Source organism: Zunongwangia sp. HRR-M8 (assembly GCF_027594405.1).
In the GTDB taxonomy this organism is placed as follows: Bacteria; Bacteroidota; Bacteroidia; order Flavobacteriales; family Flavobacteriaceae; genus Zunongwangia.
On sequence record NZ_CP115161.1, the window covers coordinates 875736 to 898173 of the forward strand.

The 22438-nt window shown below is 34.8% G+C and carries 21 protein-coding genes; 12 read left to right on the top strand and 9 right to left on the bottom strand.

Translation table 11 applies throughout. The features are described from left to right. Window positions 1-116: 116 nt before the first annotated feature. The 11 genes from PBT89_RS03795 to PBT89_RS03845 all read left to right on the top strand — a co-directional run bounded on the left by PBT89_RS03795 (window position 117) and on the right by PBT89_RS03845 (window position 11094). Window positions 117-950 carry an outer membrane protein assembly factor BamD gene (locus tag PBT89_RS03795; protein ID WP_333474147.1) on the top strand — a complete coding sequence of 278 codons (834 nt, stop codon included), beginning with the start codon at window positions 117-119 and terminating at the stop codon, window positions 948-950. A 10-nt stretch (window positions 951-960) separates the two neighbouring features. Next, complete coding sequence (locus PBT89_RS03800) at window positions 961-1293, top strand: DNA-directed RNA polymerase subunit omega (RefSeq protein WP_270059035.1); 333 nt, start codon at window positions 961-963, stop codon at window positions 1291-1293. A gap of 30 nt (window positions 1294-1323) precedes the next feature. After that, window positions 1324-2526, top strand: a complete 1203-nt coding sequence (coaBC, locus tag PBT89_RS03805) for a bifunctional phosphopantothenoylcysteine decarboxylase/phosphopantothenate--cysteine ligase CoaBC (RefSeq protein ID WP_270063464.1) — start codon at window positions 1324-1326, stop codon at window positions 2524-2526. After that, window positions 2519-3403 (top strand): type IX secretion system protein PorD, encoded by an 885-nt coding sequence (gene porD / locus PBT89_RS03810; protein ID WP_270063465.1) that lies wholly within the window; start codon window positions 2519-2521, stop codon window positions 3401-3403. The genes coaBC and porD overlap by 8 nt, the downstream gene beginning before the upstream one ends. Before the next feature lie 71 nt (window positions 3404-3474). Beyond that, window positions 3475-5130, top strand: coding sequence for a DNA repair protein RecN (gene recN, locus PBT89_RS03815; RefSeq protein ID WP_270063466.1), 1656 nt, complete (start codon window positions 3475-3477; stop codon window positions 5128-5130). Between the two features lie 77 nt (window positions 5131-5207). Beyond that, the gene (locus PBT89_RS03820; RefSeq protein ID WP_270063467.1) at window positions 5208-6035 is read left to right on the top strand and encodes an enoyl-ACP reductase FabI; all 828 of its coding nucleotides are present in this window, start codon (window positions 5208-5210) and stop codon (window positions 6033-6035) included. Window positions 6036-6171: 136 nt separating this feature from the next. Beyond that, a complete protein-coding gene (locus PBT89_RS03825; RefSeq protein ID WP_270063468.1) occupies window positions 6172-7179 on the top strand; it encodes a glycosyltransferase in 1008 nt (335 codons plus the stop codon). Then, window positions 7172-8128, top strand: a complete 957-nt coding sequence (locus tag PBT89_RS03830) for a YbbR-like domain-containing protein (RefSeq protein ID WP_270063469.1) — start codon at window positions 7172-7174, stop codon at window positions 8126-8128. Before PBT89_RS03825 ends, PBT89_RS03830 begins: the two co-directional genes overlap by 8 nt. Continuing rightward, window positions 8125-8721 (top strand): dephospho-CoA kinase, encoded by a 597-nt coding sequence (gene coaE, locus PBT89_RS03835; RefSeq protein ID WP_270063470.1) that lies wholly within the window; start codon window positions 8125-8127, stop codon window positions 8719-8721. Before PBT89_RS03830 ends, coaE begins: the two co-directional genes overlap by 4 nt. Before the next feature lie 63 nt (window positions 8722-8784). Continuing rightward, a complete protein-coding gene (locus PBT89_RS03840) occupies window positions 8785-10365 on the top strand; it encodes a sensor histidine kinase (RefSeq protein ID WP_270063471.1) in 1581 nt (526 codons plus the stop codon). Between the two features lie 3 nt (window positions 10366-10368). Beyond that, window positions 10369-11094, top strand: a complete 726-nt coding sequence (locus PBT89_RS03845) for a response regulator transcription factor (RefSeq protein ID WP_270059027.1) — start codon at window positions 10369-10371, stop codon at window positions 11092-11094. 107 nt (window positions 11095-11201) lie between these two features. Here the strand turns inward: PBT89_RS03845 and miaA are convergent, their stop codons facing one another. The 8 genes from miaA to PBT89_RS03885 all read right to left on the bottom strand — a co-directional run bounded on the left by miaA (window position 11202) and on the right by PBT89_RS03885 (window position 20347). Then, window positions 11202-12119 carry a tRNA (adenosine(37)-N6)-dimethylallyltransferase MiaA gene (miaA, locus tag PBT89_RS03850; RefSeq protein WP_270063472.1) on the bottom strand — a complete coding sequence of 306 codons (918 nt, stop codon included), beginning with the start codon at window positions 12117-12119 and terminating at the stop codon, window positions 11202-11204. Continuing rightward, window positions 12112-12942, bottom strand: coding sequence for an ion transporter (locus PBT89_RS03855; RefSeq protein WP_270063473.1), 831 nt, complete (start codon window positions 12940-12942; stop codon window positions 12112-12114). Before PBT89_RS03855 ends, miaA begins: the two co-directional genes overlap by 8 nt. 21 nt (window positions 12943-12963) lie before the next feature. After that, window positions 12964-14964: a DUF3857 domain-containing protein gene (locus PBT89_RS03860; protein WP_270063474.1), complete on the bottom strand. Its 2001-nt coding sequence runs from the start codon at window positions 14962-14964 to the stop codon at window positions 12964-12966. Window position 14965: 1 nt separating this feature from the next. Continuing rightward, a complete protein-coding gene (locus PBT89_RS03865; RefSeq protein WP_270063475.1) occupies window positions 14966-16330 on the bottom strand; it encodes an exonuclease domain-containing protein in 1365 nt (454 codons plus the stop codon). Window positions 16331-16347: 17 nt separating this feature from the next. Then, window positions 16348-17007 carry a YggS family pyridoxal phosphate-dependent enzyme gene (locus PBT89_RS03870; RefSeq protein WP_270063476.1) on the bottom strand — a complete coding sequence of 220 codons (660 nt, stop codon included), beginning with the start codon at window positions 17005-17007 and terminating at the stop codon, window positions 16348-16350. Between the two features lie 83 nt (window positions 17008-17090). Next, window positions 17091-18326, bottom strand: a complete 1236-nt coding sequence (locus PBT89_RS03875) for a DUF1015 domain-containing protein (protein ID WP_270063477.1) — start codon at window positions 18324-18326, stop codon at window positions 17091-17093. Between the two features lie 152 nt (window positions 18327-18478). Further along, window positions 18479-19366 carry a 3-hydroxyacyl-CoA dehydrogenase family protein gene (locus tag PBT89_RS03880; protein WP_270063478.1) on the bottom strand — a complete coding sequence of 296 codons (888 nt, stop codon included), beginning with the start codon at window positions 19364-19366 and terminating at the stop codon, window positions 18479-18481. Between the two features lie 21 nt (window positions 19367-19387). Continuing rightward, the gene (locus tag PBT89_RS03885) at window positions 19388-20347 is read right to left on the bottom strand and encodes a Gfo/Idh/MocA family protein (RefSeq protein ID WP_270063479.1); all 960 of its coding nucleotides are present in this window, start codon (window positions 20345-20347) and stop codon (window positions 19388-19390) included. 242 nt (window positions 20348-20589) lie between these two features. Between PBT89_RS03885 and PBT89_RS03890 the strand changes: the two genes are divergently transcribed. Further along, window positions 20590-21234: a protein-L-isoaspartate(D-aspartate) O-methyltransferase gene (locus PBT89_RS03890; RefSeq protein WP_270063480.1), complete on the top strand. Its 645-nt coding sequence runs from the start codon at window positions 20590-20592 to the stop codon at window positions 21232-21234. A gap of 173 nt (window positions 21235-21407) precedes the next feature. Here PBT89_RS03890 and PBT89_RS03895 read toward each other — a convergent pair whose 3' ends face one another. Beyond that, entirely contained in the window at window positions 21408-22412 is a 1005-nt protein-coding gene (locus PBT89_RS03895; RefSeq protein ID WP_270059017.1) for a M28 family metallopeptidase, read from the bottom strand. Window positions 22413-22438 lie beyond the last annotated feature (26 nt).

The window sequence follows — 22438 nt, forward strand, 5'->3', positions numbered from 1 at the left end:
AGAAAAATAAACTTCGCTCAGCTATAATAAATAAAGGCTTTTACTGTTAATGTTGTACGTACGGAAAGTTTTTTTTATAATTCCAAAAACTGTACTTTTGCAAGATGTTTTTACAAATGATGAGAAAAGGATTACTCTTACTAGGTTTTATTTTTATTCTTCAGTCCTGTAGTGACTACCAAAAAGTGTTGAAAAGTGAGAATGCGGGTGATAAATACACCTTTGCTGAAAAACTTTACAACGAGGCTAAAGAAGAAGATAGCAACCGTAAATATAGAAAAGCGCTTCGTCTTTTTGAACAGATTTTACCCCAATACCGTGGCAAACCTCAGGGTGAGAAATTAAGCTATCTTTATGCCGATTCTTATTATCAGGTTGGGGATTATTATTTATCAAGTTTCGAGTTTGAGCGATTTGTTCAATCTTACCCAAATAGTGATAAGGTAGAAGAAGCATCTTTTAAATCGGCTAAAAGTTACTATGAAGAATCACCACGTTTTGATTTAGATCAAACAGATACAAATAAGGCTGTAGAGGCACTACAAAATTATCTTAACAAGTATCCTGATGGTGAATATGCAGAGGAAGCCAATGTTATGGCAACCGAGCTGCGATTAAAATTAGAGAAAAAAGCATTTGAAATAGCTAAACAATATTGGAGAATTGGGGGCAATTATCGCGAAGGAAACTTTACCGCGGCAATTACCTCATTCAATAATTTTATAGCAGATTATCCTGGGACACCATATCGCGAAGAAGCGTTTTACCTAAGATTTGACGCAGCATATTCTTATGCTATTAATAGTTATAGGAATTTAATGCAAGAACGTTTACAAGAAGCAAAAGAATATTATCAGGCGTACAAGAAGAGTTATCCTGATGGTGAGTATCTTGCGAATGTAGACGAAGCATACGAAGAGATACAAGCAAGGTTGAAAACTTTTAATTAGTTTAAGGAAAATGGATATTAAAAAAACTGAAGCAGCGGTTAATACTACTACGCTCGACAAAAACAAGATTGATGCGCCTACAGATAACATCTACGAGGCAATTTCAATTATCGCTAAAAGAGCTAATCAGATCAATTCAGAGATCAAAAAAGAGCTATTGGAAAAGCTGGATGAGTTTGCAACTTACAACGATAGTTTAGATGAAATTTTCGAAAATAAGGAGCAAATTGAAGTTTCTAAGTTTTACGAAAGACTTCCTAAGCCACATGCTTTGGCAGTAGAAGAGTGGTTAAGCGATAAGATTTACTATCGTAACACCAAAGATTCAGAAGAAGCAATCTAATTAAGATTCTTAATAATAGATTCTAATATTATGTCTGTACTACGAGGCAAAAAAATACTTTTGGGTATAACCGGCGGTATTGCGGCTTATAAAACGGCCTCGTTAGTTCGACTTTTTATTAAAGCCGGCGCAGAAGTCCGTGTGGTGATGACGCCGGCTGCAAAAGAATTTATTACTCCGCTTACCCTTTCTACACTTTCCAAAAACGAAGTTTATTCTTCTTTTACTGAAGAAGAAAACGACGTTTGGAATAATCATGTAGAATTAGGATTATGGGCAGATATTATGCTTATCGCGCCCGCCACAGCCAATACACTTTCCAAGATGGTTTCGGGTAATAGTGATAACTTGTTACTCGCAACATATGCTTCGGCCAAATGTCCGGTTTATTATGCACCTGCTATGGATCTGGATATGTACAAGCATCCTTCTACTAAAAATAATTTCGAAACTTTAGAAAATTACGGTAATCTTATGATTCCTGCGGGAACAGGAGAACTTGCTAGTGGATTAAGCGGTAAAGGAAGAATGGCCGAACCCGAACAAATAATTAGGTTTTTAGAAAATGATTTGTCCGCATCTTTACCTTTAAAAGGTAAAAAGATAATGGTTACAGCTGGGCCAACTTACGAAGCTATCGATCCCGTACGTTTTATAGGCAATCATAGTAGTGGTAAAATGGGGTATGAAATTGCAAAAGTTGCCGCAAATTTGGGCGCTGAGGTAATTTTGGTTTCTGGTCCCACACATTTGCAGATAGAAAAAGATCTGGTGAATTTGATTAAAGTCACCAATACTCAGCAAATGTACGATGCAGTTATGGAACATTTTGGAAGTGTGCACGCGGTTATAGCAGCAGCGGCAGTTTCAGATTACACTCCAGAGAAAGTAGCTGATCAAAAAATTAAAAAAGCAGATGAGAATTTAACTATAAAACTCGTCAAAACTCAGGATATTTTAAAAGCTTTAGGTGAAAATAAGCGTCATCAGAAATTAATTGGATTTGCTTTAGAAACTAATAACGAGTTAGAAAATGCAAAATCTAAGCTGAAAAGAAAGAATCTCGATTTTGTTGTGCTAAATTCTTTACAGGATAAAGGCGCGGGTTTCCAAAGTGATACTAATAAAGTAAGTTTTGTTTTTGCTGAAGAAGTTAAAACTTTTGGGTTAAAACAGAAGTCTGAGGTTGCGCAGGACATTCTAAACGAATTAATTAATCTGTTTCATGAATAGGATAATTGCAATATTAGTTTTGTTTTCTTGCTTTCAGTTGAAGGCACAGGAACTTAATTGCAGTATTCAAATTAATGCAGAGCAAACAGGGCAAGCGAACTTAAGCGTATTTAAAACCTTAAAAAGTTCCCTTCAGGAATTTGTGAATACTACTAGCTGGACGGGCCGTGAATTACCACCAGAGCAACGAATTAATTGTAGTATGTTTATCACGATTAATTCCTTTGAAGGAGAAAATTTTTCAGCCAGTATTCAGGTGCAATCTTCAAGACCTGTTTTTGGTTCAGATATGGTCTCACCGATATTCAATTATAATGACGACGATTTCAATTTTGCATACCGAGAATATCAGCCACTAAATTATAACCAGAATTCTTATAGCTCTAATTTAGTTTCTGTAGTAAGTTTTTATGTTTATACTATTCTTGGTTTAGATGCCGATTCTTTTCAGCAGGATGGTGGGACACCTTTTTTTGAGGAAGCTAAACAAATTGTTACCGTTGCCCAGCAAAGTAATAGTGGTGGCTGGCAACCAAGCGGTAATACCAGCTCTCGTTTTAGAATGAATGCAGATTTACTTTCAAATTCATTCAAAGAATACAGGAATGCCATGTACACTTATCATAGACAGGGTTTAGATAGAATGCATGAGAATCTTGATGAAGGAAAAAAATCTATAGCTGCAGCTCTAGAAAGTTTAAGAACTATGAATTCTATACGTCGAAATTCGTTATTGTTACGAATGTTTTTTGACGCAAAATCAGACGAAATTGTAGCTGTTTTTACTGGTGGTCCCGATGTGGGCACCCGAGGTCTTACTCAAAAGTTAACCAGTATGGCGCCAAGTTATGCTCGTAAGTGGCGACAAATTAAGTAATAATATTTATTTAGCTGGCGGTTGATTACTGCCAATATCTCCCTTATATTTAGACTCAAATTCTAAGAAAATTGCTTACATCTTTATCTATTAAAAATTACGCGTTGATCGAAGATATCAACATGAATTTGCAACCCGGTTTTACCATTATTACTGGAGAAACCGGCGCAGGAAAATCTATTATGCTAGGTGCATTAGGTTTGCTTTTGGGAAATCGAGCAGATTATAGTTCGATTAAAAATCCCGATAAAAAATGTGTGATAGAAGGAGTTTTTGATGTTTCTAATTATGGTCTAACAAACTTTTTTGAAAAAGCCGACTTAGATTACGAACCTAAAACGATAATTAGAAGAGAGATTCTAGCTTCAGGCAAATCGCGTGCTTTCGTAAATGATACGCCGGTAACCTTGGCAAGTCTTAATAGTTTAGGGAATTATTTAATAGACATCCATAGTCAGCACGAAACTTTAAGTTTAGGAAATACTGATTATCAGTTTCAGGTGATCGATACTATTGCCAACAATGAAGCTTTAAATTTAGACTATCGGGAAGCTTTAAAAGAACTTCGGGCTTTACAAAAGCGTCAGGACGTTTTAAAAGAAGAGCAGGCGCAGGCAACTAAAGAATACGATTATAATGTGTTTTTGCTGAATGAAATAGATGAAGCAAAATTAGAATCTGGAATGCTGGAAGAGCTAGAGACGCGATATGAAGAGCTGAATAACGTTGAAGAATTAACAGAGCAATTAAATGCAGCGATCAACTTTATCACTCAAGAGGAGATAGGAAGTTTAAGCACGCTTAAAGAGGTTCGAAATAATTTAGCTAAAATATCAAGATTTTCAGCGAATTATGAAAGTATGCACGAACGTGTGCAAAGTGTTATCATCGAATTAGATGATATCAATGCAGAATTAGAAGCCGCTTTAGAAAATACCGAAGCCGATCCTCAGGAATTAGAGAAAACCAACGATAAGCTTCAGCTAATTTACAATCTTCAAAAAAAGCATAATGTTTCAGAGATTTCAGAATTACTGGAAATAGCAGAAGATCTTAGAAAGCAGGTGGCGGTAAGTGAAAATGCAGACGAAGCTTTAGCTGAAATTGCTTCAGCAATAAAAAAACAAGAAGATCGATTATCAAAATTGGCTAAAAATCTTCACGATCGCAGACAGAAAATAATCACCCCTTTCGTGAAAGAAACGGAAGAAATATTAAGCGGATTGGGCATGCCAAATGCCAGATTGAAAATTAGCTTAGAACAAGGAGAAAAGTTTTTTGCTAATGGAAATGATACTTTAGGATGGTATTTAGCCGCAAATAAGGGCGGCAGCTTTAAAGAAATACGCAAGGCAGCTTCTGGTGGTGAGCTGTCCAGAATAATGCTTGCTGTTAAAAGTATTTTAGCAGCCCAAAGTAATTTGCCTACTATTATTTTTGATGAAATTGACACCGGTGTTTCTGGAGATATTGCACAAAAAATGGGAGAAATTTTACAGAAAATGGGACAGAGTATGCAAGTACTTGCTATAACTCACTTGCCACAAATTGCTGGTAAAGGAAGTGCTCATTTTAAAATCTTTAAAGAAGATACCGGCGAAATTACAAGTACCAAAATACGCAAATTAGAGCGCGAGGAACGTATAGACGAACTGGCTATGATGCTTGGTGGAAAATCCATAGGAGAATCTGCGCGGGCGCATGCGGTATCGCTTCTTGAGAATTAATAGATTTTAAAAAACCTTTGGCTGCAGTGAATTTTACTATATTTACCGGCTGAAAGAATCTAAAAACATATTTCGACATGTCATATAACCTTTTAAAAGGAAAAAAAGGAATCATTTTCGGGGCTTTAGATGAGAATTCTATTGCATGGAAAACAGCCGTTAAAGCACATGAAGAGGGTGCAGAATTTGTGCTTACTAACGCACCAATTGCCATGAGAATGGGAAGCATCAAAACATTAGCTGAGCAAACCGGATCTGAAATTATTCCTGCAGATGCAACAAAAGTTGAAGACCTTGAAAATCTAGTAGATAAAGCGGTAGAAATTCTTGGCGGAAAAATCGACTTTGTACTTCACTCTATCGGAATGTCTGTAAACGTAAGAAAGGGTAATCACTACACCAATCAAAATTATGATTTCACAGCAAAAGGTTGGGATGTTTCTGCAGTATCTTTTCACAAAACCATGCAGGCGCTTTATAAAAAAGACGTTATGAACGAGTGGGGGAGTATCGTAGCGCTTTCTTATATGGCAGCACAGCGTGTATTTCCAGATTATAATGATATGGCTGATAATAAGGCATATTTAGAAAGTATAGCTCGTAGTTTTGGTTATTTCTTTGGGAAAGACAAAAAAGTAAGAGTAAATACTATTTCTCAATCACCAACACCAACTACAGCAGGACAGGGTGTAAAAGGTTTTGATGGTTTTATCGCATACGCTGATAAAATGTCTCCACTAGGTAACGCAACAGCACAAGAGTGTGCAGAGTACACAATTACATTATTTTCTGACCTTACAAAAAAAGTAACTTTACAGAATTTATATCACGACGGAGGTTTCTCTAATGTAGGAGTAAGCCAGGAAGTTATGGAAGCTTTTGTAGAGAAAGAAGGCGAAAAGTAATTTTTGCTGAAATTTAAAACTGAATTTATCTTGAAGTTATGGCTTGGCAATATCGTTAAGCTTAGCTTAATTTGAGATAAATTCAGTTTTTCTTTTTTAACTTCACTTATTAAATCATCTTGCTATTATTCATCAGATGAATAGAGAATATTCTTTTATCGTTCCTGTTTATAACCGTCCTCAAGAGACTACAGAATTGCTACAAAGCATGACGGCTCTAAACTTTAATCGGAATTTTGAGGTAGTTATTATCGAAGATGGTTCTAGCCATACCTCAAAAGAGGTTATTAAAGAGTTTGAAGATAAACTTCATATTAGCTATTATTTTAAAGATAATTCTGGCCCGGGTAAATCACGGAACTATGGAATGCAAAGGGCTAAAGGAAACTACTTTCTTATTTTAGATAGCGATGTTATTTTACCTGAAGATTATTTAGCACAAGTTGATGAAGGCTTAGAAAACAATTATTGTGATTGTTTTGGTGGTCCCGATGGAGCTCATAAAACTTTTAGCAATATTCAAAAAGCGATAGATTTTAGCATGACCTCTTTTCTTACTACCGGAGGAATTCGCGGAGGAAAAAAGGCTGTTAACAAATTTCAACCAAGAAGTTTTAACATGGGGCTTTCTAAAGAAGCTTTTGAAGTTACCGGCGGTTTTGGTAGTATTCATCCCGGTGAAGATCCAGATCTTTCACTACGTTTGGAAAAACTTGGTTTTAAAACCTGTCTTATCCCCAAGGCAGTGGTATTTCATAAAAGAAGAATAGATTGGGAAAAGTTTTATAATCAGGTTCATAAATTTGGACTTACGCGGCCAATATTAAACCGTTGGCATAAAGGTAGCTCTAAAATCACCTACTGGTTTCCGTCCATATTTATAACTGGTTTTGTAATATCTGCAATGGCTACTCGTTTAGATATTTGGTGGATGTTAGGATTATATGTATTATATTTCCTGATATTGTTTTTAGCAGCGAGCATAAAAACCAAAAGTCTTAGAATAGGCCTTTTAGCTGTTATTGCAACTATTATTCAGTTTTTTGGATATGGTTATGGATTCATAAAATCTTCATATACCATGTTAATTCGTAAAACAGATCCGGAGGAAGCTTATCCGGGATTATTTTTTAAAGATGCGTAGTTACGGAAACATAGGAGGTAAAAAAATCAAAAAAGCCAACGTACAGGTGTTTGGTTTCTTTTTAATTTTTTCTGCAATTTTATGGGTTTTAGTTCAACTCTCTAAAGAGTATAACCGTAATGTGGAAATTCCTCTTACATATGTAAATATGCCTCTTGATAAAAGCCTGCAAGACTCTCCTAAAAGTTTAAAATTTAATCTGGAAGCAAAAGGATTTTTATTGATTTGGAAATATCAGCTATTTAAACCGGGATTAACGATAGATCTAAGTAATACAAAAGAAGTTGGTTCGCAATTGGTATACAATATTCGGGATAATAGAAATACTATAGAGAATCAATTAAATATAGATTTCGATAATGCTAATTTCCTTAAAGATTCTTTAGTTTTCGATTTTCAGCCCAGAAAAGAAAAACGCATCGTGGTTTTACCGAAAACCGATTTAAATTATGATGTAGGATTCTCGGCTATAGAAAATGTGCATCTTCAACCCGATAGCGTAACAGTTAGCGGCCCTAAAAATATTATAGATACCTTAACCAGTATTACTACGAAGTCCATTAAAGGTGATAATTTGAATAAAAGCATTTCTGGTACGGTGGCTATCGATACCAGCAATCTTGGGATGCTTAATTTTTACCGAAATACAGTAGACTATAACCAGAAAATCGAAAAATTTACGGAAGGAAATGTTGAAATTCCTGTTGAGGTAATTAATGTTCCAAGAGGTACAAATCTTACAATATTCCCCAAAAAAGTAATGGTATACTATCAGGTAAATCTTAAAAATTACGAATACGTAAAGGGAGAACAGTTTAAAGTAATATGTGATTTTACCGAAATTCAGGAAGGTGTTGGGTATATGTTGGCTAAAGTAAGTAAGAAACCTAGAATTGTAAATAATGTACGTTTAAACGAGCGGAAAATTCAATTTATCATTAAAAGATGATTAAAGTAGGGCTAACAGGAGGCATAGGCAGTGGAAAAACAACAATTTCTAAAATGTTTAAGGAACTTGGAGTTCCCGTTTATATTGCTGATGATGCGGGTAAAGAACTGATGAACACATCTGTCGAGATTCGTAAGAAAATAATCGATTTATTGGGTGAAGAATCTTACAACAAGGATTTGCCCAATCGAGCTTTTATTGCTTCCAAAGTCTTTAACGACAAAGAGCTCTTAGAAAAACTAAATGCTATAATTCATCCTGCTGTAGCCCAGCATTTTAAAGAGTGGCTTAAGCGACAAACTTACCCCTATATCATATACGAAGCTGCAATTTTATTCGAAAAGGGTAGTCAGAAGAACTTCGATTATACTGTTTTGGTTTCAGCGCCAAAAGAAATAAGAATTAAAAGGCTGCTTAAGCGAGAGGATAGTCTAAAAAGAGAAGATATTGAATCCAGAATGGATAATCAATGGGATGATGCCACCAAGCGTAGAATAGCCGATTTCGAGATAATAAATGAAGAAATCGAAGATTCTAAGAAACAAGTTGTACAATTAAACGATATAATCTTAAAGTCGGCTAAAATTTCCTAAGTTCTCTGTTAACATTTGGTTAAACCAGTTATGCTCTAAATGTTAAAATATTACTTTTGGGACATGAATAAGAAGTTGTTTGTACTACTCGTTGTCTTAATGAGTTTATCCCTTATAGGTATCATTTTTGTACAGGGCTACTGGATTAAGAGTACAGTTGAAGACAGAGAGGAACAGTTTTCTTACAGCGCAAAACAGGTTTTAATTAAAGTCTCAGAACAAATTCAAAACAAAGAGTTTGAACGCTATATTTTTGAATACGAATCTCAGCTAAAAAATACTGAACAAACGATAGATAAGGTTACACTAACCGAATATCTAATTGCTACACGTGACGAGCTGAAGAATGAAGAGGTTTTTAACTTTGGTAGTATACAGGAAGCAGATTATAAAATTTCTTCTGATTTTCTGGGTGCCGAACAAAAGAACGATAGCATTCAGATGAAGAAACTTATAAACCGTAAAGTTACCAAAATTGTAAAAGATGTAGGTAAGGATACAGGTGCTGCTAGAACACCTTCAGATATTATGGAGCGTGTAATGCGTTTGGAGGATTATGAGAAAGAAATCTTGCGAGATGTTATATCTGAAGCAGCTGGAAGACAACCGTTAAGGAAACGGGTTTCAGAGAAAACGATACGTAATTTGCTAAGACGAGAATTAGCAAGCCGCGATCTTGATACTAAATTTGAGTTTGCTGTATATAGTAATTCAATAGAAACAGGAGTACATTCAGATGGTTTTGATGTAGCTCATCCTGCTACTTACGGTGTTCCTTTATTTTTAGATAGAGCAGGGAATAGTAGTTATCAATTGCTTGTAAATTTTAAAGGCAAAAAAGGTGTTGTATTATCATCGGTTACATTAATGGCCGTTTTATCTATTGTATTTACATTGATTATAGTTATTGCATATTCCAGTGCATTATCGCAATTAATAAGACAGCGTCAAATATCTCAGATAAAAACCGATTTTATCAATAACATGACGCATGAATTTAAAACGCCAATTGCCACTATAAATCTTGCGTTAGATGCAATAAAAAATCCTAAAATTATTGCAGATGAGACTAAAGTATTTCGATATCTAAAAATGATTAGAGATGAGAATAAAAGAATGCATGCGCAAGTAGAAAATGTGTTGCGTATTTCAAAATTAGAGCGAAATGAGCTTGATCTTAGAAAAGAACGTTTGCAACTGCATGATATAATTTTAGATGCTATAACACATGTAGAGCTTATCGTAGAAGATCGCGGTGGTTATATTCAAACTCATTTTGGAGCATTAAAATCATCAATCTTAGCCAACGAGGATCACTTTACTAATGTTATCGTAAATATTCTTGACAACGCGATTAAATACAGTGAAGATAACCCCAGAATCGATATTTATACAGAGAATGTAAAAAATTATATTATCGTTAAAATAAGAGATCAGGGAGCTGGAATGACAAGAGGCGTTCAGAAAAAAATATTTGAGAAATTTTATAGAGAGCATACTGGCGATATCCACAATGTGAAAGGACATGGTCTAGGTCTGGCTTATGTAAAACAGATTTTAGATGATCACCACGGTCAAATTAGCGTTAATAGCGAAAAAGGAAAAGGAAGTACGTTTATAATTAAATTACCACTAATATCATAATATATGGAAACTGAAAACAAGAAAATTTTACTAGTAGAAGACGATCCAAACTTCGGAACTGTTCTTAAAGACTACCTTGCAATGAACGATTACGAGGTAACTCACGCAAAAAACGGAATGGAAGGATTCGAAAAATTCAAAAAAGACGATTTCGATCTTTGTATTCTTGATGTGATGATGCCTTATAAGGATGGATTTACTTTGGCAAAAGAAATTCGAGAAAAGAATGAAGAAATTCCTATCATTTTCTTAACTGCTAAGGCGATGAAAGAAGATGTATTAAAAGGATACAAAGTAGGAGCAGATGATTACCTAAACAAGCCTTTTGATAGCGAAGTATTGCTTATGAAGATTAAGGCTATCATGCAACGCAAAGCTACCGATAGCGTGGCCGATAGTAAGCAATTTGAGTTTGAAATTGGAGGATTTCATCTAAATTCTAAACTTAGATTTTTAACTTATAAGGATGAAGAAGCACAAAAACTTTCTCCTAAAGAAAACGAGTTGCTTCGTCTTTTAGCTTTGCATGAAAATGACTTAATGCCAAGAGAATTAGCCTTAACTAAGATCTGGAGAGATGATAACTACTTTACTTCTAGAAGTATGGATGTCTACATCGCAAAGTTACGTAAGTATCTTAAAAAAGACGAAAACGTGGAAATTTTAAATATTCACGGTGAAGGATTTAGACTTGTTGTAAAAAACAAGGAAGAAGAAAGCAAAGCATAGTTTTAATAAAATAAAAATTTTCAGTTTCGAGGGAAGGAATATTCTGTTTCATTGGAAGCAGAATATTCCGATACCTTTACTGAATTAGCTTTGTCTAAATTATCAAGTTATTGTAGTTTTTTTATTTCTTCGGAAATAAATGCATTAATATCTTCAGGTTTGGTTTGATAATCAAACCAATAAATGCTGTCGTTTTTTCTAAACCAGGTAAGTTGTCTTTTGGCAAAACGGCGCGTATTTTTTTTAATTTCAGAAATGGCAAAATCCAGTTCGATTTCGTTATCTATATAACTGAAGAGTTCTTTGTAGCCAACAGTATTTAAGGCGTTTAGATGTTTTTTGGGATAGAGGTTCTTGGCCTCTTCAAAAAGTCCGCTTTGCATCATCGAATCTACTCGTTTATTAATGCGATCGTAGATTATTTGTCGATCTGCTTTTAGACCAATTTCTATAGTTTTAAAATTTCTTTGTGCTTTTTTCTGGTTGCGGAAAGAAGAAAACTTTTTGCCGGTTCCCATACAAATTTCAAGAGCTCGTATTATACGATGCGGATTTTCGATATCTGCATTTGCAAAGTATTCAGGATCTAAATGTTGCAGTTTTTCCTGAAGTGGTTTTAGCCCTTCGTTATTTAATATTTCATTGAGCTCTTTGCGAATTTCAGGATTGATATCTGGGAAATCATCTAAGCCCTCAATTATACTTTTTACATATAATCCACTTCCGCCAACTAGAACTACTACATCGTGATCTAAAAATAATTCAGAAATTTTAGAAATCGCCTCTTTTTCAAAATCCCCAACCGAATAATGATCTTCTATCGATATGTGTTGTATAAAATGATGTTTTGCAGCTAATAATTCTTCAGGATCAGGCACTGCGGTACCTATATTCATTTCCTTAAAAAATTGTCTTGAATCGCCTGAAATAATTTCAGTATCAAAATAATTAGCAATTTGTATTCCCAGTGCTGTTTTTCCAATCGCAGTTGGCCCAACAACACTTATAAGTATTTTATCAGTCATTTAATTTATTTCCGCAGTTATGGCAAAATTCGGCATCGGCTAAATGCTGTTCTTCATTGCAATGAGGGCAAACCTGAGTATTATCGGCGATACTTTCGTCGGTAGCTCTGCTATATTCAGCGCCAACAATTCCAGTAGGCACTGCTATAATGCCATAGCCCACAATCATCAATAGCGAAGCCAGTAGTCGCCCAAGAGGCGTAATAGGTGCGATATCCCCAAATCCTACCGTAGTAAGTGTTACAATACACCAGTAAATGCTTATAGGGATGTTTGTAAAGCCGCCGGCTTTTCCTTCTATAAGATGCATTAAAGTGCCGGTGATAATACAAATTATAAAAACCGCAAATAAGAAAACAAGAATCTTGGCTTTACTTTTTTGAAGTGCAATCATTAATTTATTAGACTCGCCAACATAACGGGTAATTTTTAGTACTCTAAAAACGCGTAACAATCTTAAGGCTCTTATGGCAAAAAATAAATTTTTACCGCCCATAAAAAAGCCGAGGTAACTTGGCAAAGTAGAAAGCAGGTCAACAATTCCGTAGAAACTAAAGATGTAACTTTTAGGTCGTTTAATAACCACTATCCTGGCTATATATTCTATAGTAAAGAAAATTGTGATAATCCATTCGGCAATAAAAAACTCCCAATAATATTTTACATGTAGTTGAGTTATGCTCTCTAACATGACTAGGGCGACACTAAAAACGATAAGCACTAAAAGTACAATATCAAAGATTTTTCCCATGGGAGTATCGGCTTCGTAGATGATTTCGTAAAGCCTTTTTTTCCACTCAGGTCTATTGTCTTTGGTCTTCAAGCGCAATTAGTTTTAGCGAATTTAAATATTCTTTTCTTGCAACACAATGATAGATTGGGTTTGAATAGTGACCAATTTGTCCATAAACTCTTTAAGATAAGGATAATATTCTGAAGCATACATGGTTTGTGAAAATACTACTCTTAAATTTACAAATATATTATTAGCATCTAATTTTTGTGCCGTAAATTGAATTTTGGCAGCACTGTTAGGGACTGCCACAACTTCTTGCGAAGGTATTTCTTCGATATCATAATTAGCCGGTATGCTAATTAATATACTGCTGGAATAAACATCTTTATAACCAAAATCTATTGGATATTTTCTACTTTCTAATTTAAAAGGGTTTTCTTTCCAAAATAGAAAAGTAAATGGATTAAGGTAAATTTTATTGTTGAGTTTTTGTGAAGGGTTTTTAACTTCGTAATTGATAATTAAATTTTCATCTGTATCTTTTTCACCTTTATAACTTAAATCAATAAGGTTATAGGAATCACGAATCTCATTGAGTGCTTTAAAAAGATTTTCTTTTTCGGTATTTTTTTCAATTTTTTTTCGTGCTGTAGAGGCGTGATAACCTACAAGATTTTGGATAGATTTAGTAGTGGAACTTCCATCATCATGCACAATTAAACTATCGCGGTAAGCGATTTGAGAATAGCCTTCAGGATTAATATCAATCCAGCTACTTTCGTTATCGAAATCTAGTTTTCTGCCATATTGGTTAAGTGCCCTAAATGGGAGTTGACCAAATTCAACAAACTCGTCTGTGGCATCTAGCATATATTCTTTGCCATCAATATCTAATAGAACAAATAGGTAATTGAAATCGGATAGTACTGGGATTATTTTTTTAGGGAATCCTCTGTTGCGTGTAGCACTAATAACAGGATAAACTTTAAAGCCTTCATTGTCGTAAAAATTATGTAGAAGTACGTTTAATGAGGAAACATTGCCTGTGTGCTCTTCCAAAAGATCTTTTAGATTCATTTTATCAAAAATCCCATATTCTTCATTCCATTTGTAATTTTCTCTTACAAAATTGTAAATGGCTTTAGCTTTATCAAGATTATTTTCTTGAGATGCAATTTCGGCTGGGAGCAATTCTTTAACCAGTCTGTTTTTTCTTAGTTGTCTACCAATGTTTTTATCTGTTCTAAATTCTTTGTCTACGTCTTTCCATTCTTTTGTGTACTTGCGTTCATAGCCATCTAACATGGTGATTTGCTTCAACTCGTATTCGATACGCGAGATATAATTATACTTAGATGTAAGATAATCCTCTTCAATAAATGCCGGAATTTCTTTCATCGCATAAGTGGTCACAACGCAATCTCCAGCATTTTGAGATTGGCCTGCATAAAAACAATTTTTCTTTATTTCAGCATCATTTTGGTCTAATTGCAATTCTCCCATTTTTACGATGCCGTATTCGTAATTTGCCGGAATTTCAGTTTTATATCGGCTGTAGGCTTTTGGAATTTCCTTTTGAAACCACCAGGTATTAAAATTGAATTTATACGGAGTTTCCTTCGTGTAAGAATAAACCAATACAGCGCCAGGTTGAATGTCTGGAAAGGTGAATTTTATGTAATCATATTTTTCATCCTCTTCAGTAAAAATTTTATTTTGGGATAACGTGGTGCTTTTAATCTTTGAGCCGTCCAGATAATATGTAGAAGCTTTTAAATCATGAATTTTTTCAGATTTGCTACTTCCTTTATAAAGAGGTATAACAATACTGGCTTCATCATAGCCTTCTTTATTTAAAATTTTAATTTTTGCTTCGTAATTGATAAATAAATGATAATCGTCACCATCTTCAATTTTGCTAAAACCATTTTCAAAAATGTAAAAAGCATTTGCAGTAGTGTCTGGCAAATAAGTTTTTGCAGCTAGATCTTCTTTGGTAACTCTTATGTTATCTACATTGAAGTTTTGTTTGTTGAAAAGAGAATCTGCTTCTTGAGCGAAAAGGCTAATGCTAAAAATTAGCAAAAGCGCAAGTATTATTTTATTCATTTTACTGAAAATTGATGATTTTAAGTTTTTTATTTCTTCTTAAGTAGCTTTGGATGATGTGTTGGGCATCTCTATCATTAATCATAGGGGTGATGATAGATTTGATAATTTCTAAATTATTAATTTGATGATTCAAATTATAATAACCGACTCCTTTAAATTGACCATCTTCAATTAACAGTGCACTTTTTTCGTCGATTTCCCGCCCGCGATCAATAACCAGCATATTTTGATCGATATAAGAATATTTCTCAATAAGTTGTAGCACTCTTTCGTTATAATCTTCAGGACTTTCTTCGCCTACACAAGCGCCATGACAGGTTTTAATAGTATAATTAAAACAGCTGCCCGAACCGGGATGTTCACCAGAAAGTCTTGCGCAAAGCTCATAGGTTTCGATCCAATTGGCAAGCGTATTTCTAGCAGATCTTAAACTGCTAAAAGTAGTGATACAATTTTTAGCCGATCTTGCTTTGCTTATTTTTAAATTGATATAGCCATCTTTATCGGTATAATGATAAAGGCCATGAGTAAATATATTCTTCTTTAGAGCTCTGTTATACTTAGGCTTATTATTTTTTATTTCTTGATTTTCGCGAAGTAGCGCTATAAGTTCATTTCCGGTAGATTCGTAAGAAACCGATGCTACTTCTTTTTGCATTTCGCGAGCCTTAGCATGGTCGTTAGTAAAATGCTGATTAATCCGTTTTTTAATATTTTTGCTTTTACCTATATAAATAATCTCGCCGTCTTCGTCATGTAGATAATAAATCCCGGTAATGGTTGGTAGATCATCCAGGATATACACTAATTTACTATCTAATTGCCGTTTGGGCTCTTGCCTAACGTTATCTTTTAAAATGTCTTTTTGGGTATCTTTAGCCAAAAGCATCTTAAATAATTTAACGGTAGCCTGAGCATCACCATTTGCACGATGTCTATCGCTAAGCGGAATTCCTAATGCTCTTACCAGTTTTCCTAAACTGTAAGAAGGCATATCTGGGATTAATTTTTTAGAAAGTTCTACGGTACATAAAGACTTTCGTTGAAATTCGAATCCTAAACGTTTATACTCTGTTCTTAGAATTCGGTAATCAAATTTTGCATTGTGAGCTACAATAATGCAATCTTCTGTGATTTCTATTATTCGTTTGGCCACTTCGTAAAACTTAGGCGCATTACGAAGCATCTCGTTATTGATTCCGGTAAGACCAACTACAAATGGTTGTATAGGCCGTTCTGGATTAATCAGGCTTATAAACTGATCAATCACTTTTTCTCCATCAAATTTATAAATAGCAATTTCGGTTATGCCTTCTTCATTATACTTACCGCCAGTCGTCTCTATGTCTAAAATTGCGTACAAAAAATTATCCCTCTTTTTTAGTTGTAATTGCGAGCTCCAAATATAGAACTTCCAATTCTTATCATAGTGGTTCCGTGCTTTAAAGCCACTTTATAATCGCCACTCATACCCATAGAAAGCTCTTTAATTGCCGGGTATTTTACTCTGAAATCTTTAAAAACTGAATGCAGATAATCAAATTCTTCAGCAACTTTATCATCATTTTCAGTGTTTGTTGCCATTCCCATTAAACCTACAACCGCTACATTTTCGAAGGCTTTATATTCAGCAGACTGTAAAATTTCTTCAGCTTCACCAGCCGTGATCCCAAATTTAGAATCTTCTTCAGCAATTTTTATCTGAAGCAAACATCTAATCACCCGATCATGTTTTTTAGCTTGTTTATTTACTTCTTTTAAAAGTTTAAGGCTATCAACCGCATGAATCAGGCCAACATAAGGCGCCATATATTTTACCTTATTTCTTTGTACGTGGCCAACCATATGCCATTCGATATCCTTGGGTAAAGCTTCCCACTTATCCGTCATTTCCTGAATTTTATTTTCTCCGAAAATGCGTTGTCCCACTTCATAGGCTTCCATGATATCTTCATTGGGCTTAGTTTTACTTATCGCCACAAGATCTACGGTATCAGGAAGTTCTTCAGTATATTTTTTGATATTTTCAGCAACACTCATTCTGCGTTATTTCTTCGGTTAGTTAGGTACTTCTTTAACTACTGCAAGATAATAATTAATAGAATCAAATAAAGTTTTACTTCTTAAAACTCGTAAATGGTAAGTCCGCTTCTTAATTTTGGTTCGATATAGGTGCTTTTTGGAGGCATGGTGAGGCCTTCATCTGCAATTTTTTTAATTTCTGAAATAGAAACCGGTAGCATACCAAAACCAACCGAAAATTCGCCACTATCGATTAATTTCTTCATTTCCAGAATATCTCTTTTTCCCGGAATGTAATTGATACGTTTATCTTTACGTAGATCGTTGATTCCTAAAATTGGTTTTAGCACAAGATCGTAAAGAATTTGGCTATCTAATTGGCTAAGCGTATCGGTGAAATTCATGCTTGTTTTACGCAGGTATAACGAATAAAATTCGCCATCAAGATACATTTTAAAATGATGTTTTTTTTCTGGTTGATATGCATCTAGCTTTCTATTTTCAATTCTAAAATGCTCATCAAGTTTAATTAGAAAATCTTCCTTAGAATAGCCATTTAAATCGGTAATTAGACGTCGGAATTGATATATTTTTAAATCATTTTCAGGAATAAAATAGCTTAGAAAATGATTGTAAGATTCCTTACCTGTATGATTTTCGTTATTTTTAGCAGATTCCTGCGATAATAAAAAAGAAGAGGCGCAACGATGGTGACCATCGGCAATATAGATACTATCCATATTCGAAAAGAACTGCTGAATTTGCTCAATTTCAGCCTTATTGTCAATTTTCCACAGATAATGCATTTCTCGTTGTCGCGTCGCAAATTCATATTCAGGATTTTGTTGCATAATTTTAGCAAGAAATGCCTGAATTTCAGGTTGGTCCTTATACGTTAGTAATACCGGCTCGGTATTAAATCCTACCGTTTTTACATAATCTTTAAATAAAATCTCGCGACTGGCGATAGTATCTTCATGTTTTTTAATAATACCATTTTTGTAATCTTCGGCACTTGCAGCAGCGATTATTCCGCAGCAGGAAAGATCACGAGATTCCATTTTATAAACATAAAAACAAGGATTTTCATCCTGAATAAAGGTGTCTTCTTCTTTAAATTCAAGGTACCTATTTTTAATCAGCTGAAATTTCTGCGTACCGCTAATGGTGTGCTGAAATTTATAGCCAGGATTAAGAATGTGAAGAAAAGAATATGGATTGTAATCTAATCTAGCACGCATTTCGGCCTCATTATATTCACCGTAAGGGCGCGAAGCTACCAGACCCGCCTTAGCGCGTTGAGGTCGTACTGCTTTAAAAGGAGTTATTTTTACCAATTCTTTTGGTCTTTTTAGTCTTATTTTACTGTAATTTCTAACCTGCCTTGCTAAAAGACATATTATGCATGGCAAGTAGAAATAACAATATTAATTAAGTGAGATCCCGTAAGGTGTCTGGCATGAGAGACGAAATAATACTAATCTGAATTTTAAACAAACTGAGCTGATACTTTTTCAGCCTTTTTGTTTTCAGAATAATCATAAAATCCTTCTCCCGATTTTACACCCATTTTTCCGGCCTGTACCATATTTACTAATAAAGGGCAAGGTGCATATTTTGGATTTTTAAAGCCGTTATACATTACCTCCAGTATAGAAAGACAAACATCTAAACCAATAAAATCGGCTAATTGTAAAGGTCCCATAGGATGTGCCATTCCTAATTTCATTACCGTATCGATCTCGTAAACACCGGCAACACCGTTATAAAGTGTTTCGATAGCTTCGTTAATCATTGGCATTAAAATTCTGTTGGCTACAAATCCCGGGTAATCATTTACTTCAACAGGAACTTTATTTAGTTTTTCTGAAAGTTTCATGATCTTTTCAGTCACTTCATCAGAAGTGTTGTAACCTCTAATAATTTCAACCAGTTTCATAATCGGCACCGGATTCATGAAATGCATCCCAATAACACGCTCTTGATTTTTTACTACTGAAGCAATTTTAGTGATCGAGATCGAAGAAGTATTCGATGCTAAAATTGTATTCTCATCGCAAATATCGTTTAGCTGACTAAAGATTTTTAGTTTTAAATTTTCATTTTCGGTAGCCGCTTCAACAACAAGATCAACATTTTTTACACCTGAAGGGATATCGATAAAACTTGAAATATTAGCTAAAGTCTGTTCTTTATCTTTTTCAGAAATCTTCTCTTTGGCCAACATACGATCTAAATTTTTAGTGATCGTATCCACTCCTTTTTGAAGATTTTCTTTAGAAATATCAATAAGATGTACCTTAAATCCAAATTGGGCAAAAGTATGGGCAATTCCGTTTCCCATTGTTCCTGCGCCAATAACTGCAATAGTTTTCATACTGTACCGTTTTTGTGTGGTTTAAAAATTAGCGATCACCGCATTGGCAATCTTAAGCGCTTTTGCGCCCTGTTCTAAAGTCACGATCGGGGTAGTATCGTTATTAATTGCATCGGCAAAAGTTTCTAGCTCATCCAGGATGGCATTGTTTGGAGAAACCGATGGGTTATCGTAATATATTTGTTTTTTAACGCCTTCAGCATTTTGCAGGATCATGGCAAATTCATCTGGCTCGCTAGGTGCATCTTTCATCTTTACCACCTCGCATTTTTTCTCTAAGAAATCTACCGAAATGTAGGCATCTCTTTGGAAAAACCTTGATTTACGCATGTTTTTCATCGAAATTCGGCTAGCCGTTAAATTCGCCACACAGCCATTTTCGAATTCAATTCTTGCATTGGCAATATCTGGAGTATCACTAATTACAGAGACTCCGCTGGCGTTAATGCTTTTTACTTCAGATTTTACAACGCTAAGAATGGCATCGATATCGTGAATCATCAAATCTAAAACTACGGGAACATCGGTGCCACGAGGATTAAATTCAGCCAAACGATGCGCTTCAATAAACATAGGATTTTCAATACGATTTACAACCGATCGAAAAGCCGGATTAAAACGTTCTACATGCCCCACCTGCCCTTTTACACCATTTTCCGAAGCCATTTTTATAAGCTCTTTTGCTTCTTCATAAGTGTTGGTAATAGGCTTTTCTATAAATAGATGTTTCTTGGCTAAAATCACCTTTTTTGCTACATCAAAGTGAGCAAGCGTGGGCGTTACTACATCTACCACATCTACATCTGCAATTAGCTGGTCTAGATTGTCGTATGGTGTGTAGCCAAATTCTGCTGCAATTTTTTCTGAATTTTCCTTATCGGCATCGTAAAAGCCAATAAGATTATATTTTGAAGATTGTTTTAGTAATTTTAAATGGATTTTACCCAGGTGGCCGGCACCTAGTACCCCAACTTTAAGCATAAGCTTCGATTTTTTACAAAAATACTATTTTGATTGTAAACAGATTATATTTTTATCTTAATATCATGGCTGCTTTTGCTTGGAGCAATAGAATTTGTTTCCCTATTTTTGCTCGATAATTATTAGTTGAAAGAGCTATTTTTAATTGAAATGGATTAGGAATATTAGGCTTTTTTAAAACTTAGAATATCCGATTTTAAGCCGTTTTAGACGGTTCGAACAATAAAAAAAACTGCTGAGAATTGTATAAAGATACTTTTAGACATAAAGGGAAAAGGCAACAATTGGTAAACATAATAACCAAGAAAGGAATTACAGATCGTCGTGTATTGCAGGCGGTTGGTAAAATTCCGCGTCATCTTTTTATGGACAGTAGTTTTGAAGATCATGCTTACCAAGATAAAGCTTTTCCTATTGCTGCAGATCAAACAATTTCTCAGCCTTATACGGTGGCATTCCAAAGTGAGCTCTTAGAAATCTCTGAAGGAGAAAATGTTTTAGAGATTGGGACGGGTAGTGGTTACCAGACCGCAGTTTTATGCGAGTTGGGAGCGCGAGTGTATAGTATCGAGCGTCAAAGAGAGTTGTATCGTAAAACCAAGACATTTTTAAATAAAATTGGCTATCGTCCTAAATATTTAAGTTTTGGTGATGGATATAAAGGCTTGCCTTCTTTTGCGCCTTTTGATAAGATTATTGTGACTGCAGGAGCGCCGTTTGTTCCAAAAGATTTGTTAGGGCAGTTGAAAGTAGGAGGAAGGCTGGTGATCCCGGTAGGGGACAATGTGCAGATTATGACTTTGTTTGTAAGAAAATCGCCAACTGAATTTGACAAAACTGAGTTTGGAGAATTTCGATTTGTACCGCTATTGGAGGATAAAAATTGAATCAATTATCAGTTAGCAGTAATCAATTAACAATTAACAATTACCAATTATCATTTTTCAATAAGCAGTAATTGGTAAATAATATCCGTTCAGAAAATTACTTCAGTACGATTTATAAATAAAAAAGCCTCAGGAAGTTCATGAGGCTTTTTTGATTTTTTCCGCAGAAAATATTATTCAGCTTTATCCACAACTAAACGTTCGTCGCGGTTAGCAATTTCCCAAGCGGTTAAGAACACAAGTTGGGCTCTTTTAGATAATGCTTCGTAGTTAATTTTATCTGGTGTGTCGGTGATTTTGTGATAATCGGCATGTACCCCGTTAAAGTAAAAAATTACAGGAACATTATTTTTTGCAAAATTGTAATGGTCACTTCTATAATAAAAACGGTTTGGATCATTCTCATCGTTGTACGTGTAATCTAAATCCATATTCATGAAATTAGCGTTTACATTTTCACTAAGTTCATGAAGATCTGTACTTAATTTATCGCTACCAATAAGGTAAATATAATTGTCGTTTCCTTCGTGATCTGGATCGATACGACCAATCATGTCTATGTTGAGGTTGGCAACAGTTTCCTCTAATGGAAAAATTGGATTATCGGTATAAAATTTAGAACCCACTAAACCTTTTTCTTCTCCTGTGTTGTTAAGAAAAAGGATAGATCTTTTTGGAGTGTAACCATCTTTTATAGCTTCAGAAAATGCTTGAGCGATTTCTACAACGCCCATACTTCCAGAGGCATCATCATCTGCTCCATTAAATACATTCCCTTCGCTATCCATTCCTATGTGATCGTAGTGAGAAGAAATTACTAAAACTTCTTCTGGCTTTTCACTTCCTTTGATATATGCTACTACATTTTCAGAAGCTTTAGTGTCTCCTCTAAAGTAGCTTTTTGGAACTTCTTGAAAATAATCATCGCCTCCCAAAGCAGAAGGGATATCAAACTTTTTATATTGCTCTTTCAAGTATTCGGCAGCTTTTTTCTGTCCTGGTTCTCCTGTTTCACGACCTTCAAATTCGTCACTTGCAAAAGTGTAAACGCGTTCTTTTAGATCTGAAGGAGTAATAGTTTCAGCATATTTCATTGGATCGGCGTTGTCTACATCTTTTTGATGAGCGCCGCAGCCTACTAAACTTGCAGTTAAAGCAAATACTAGAATTTTTTTCATATGAATTTATCGAATTTTATATAAGA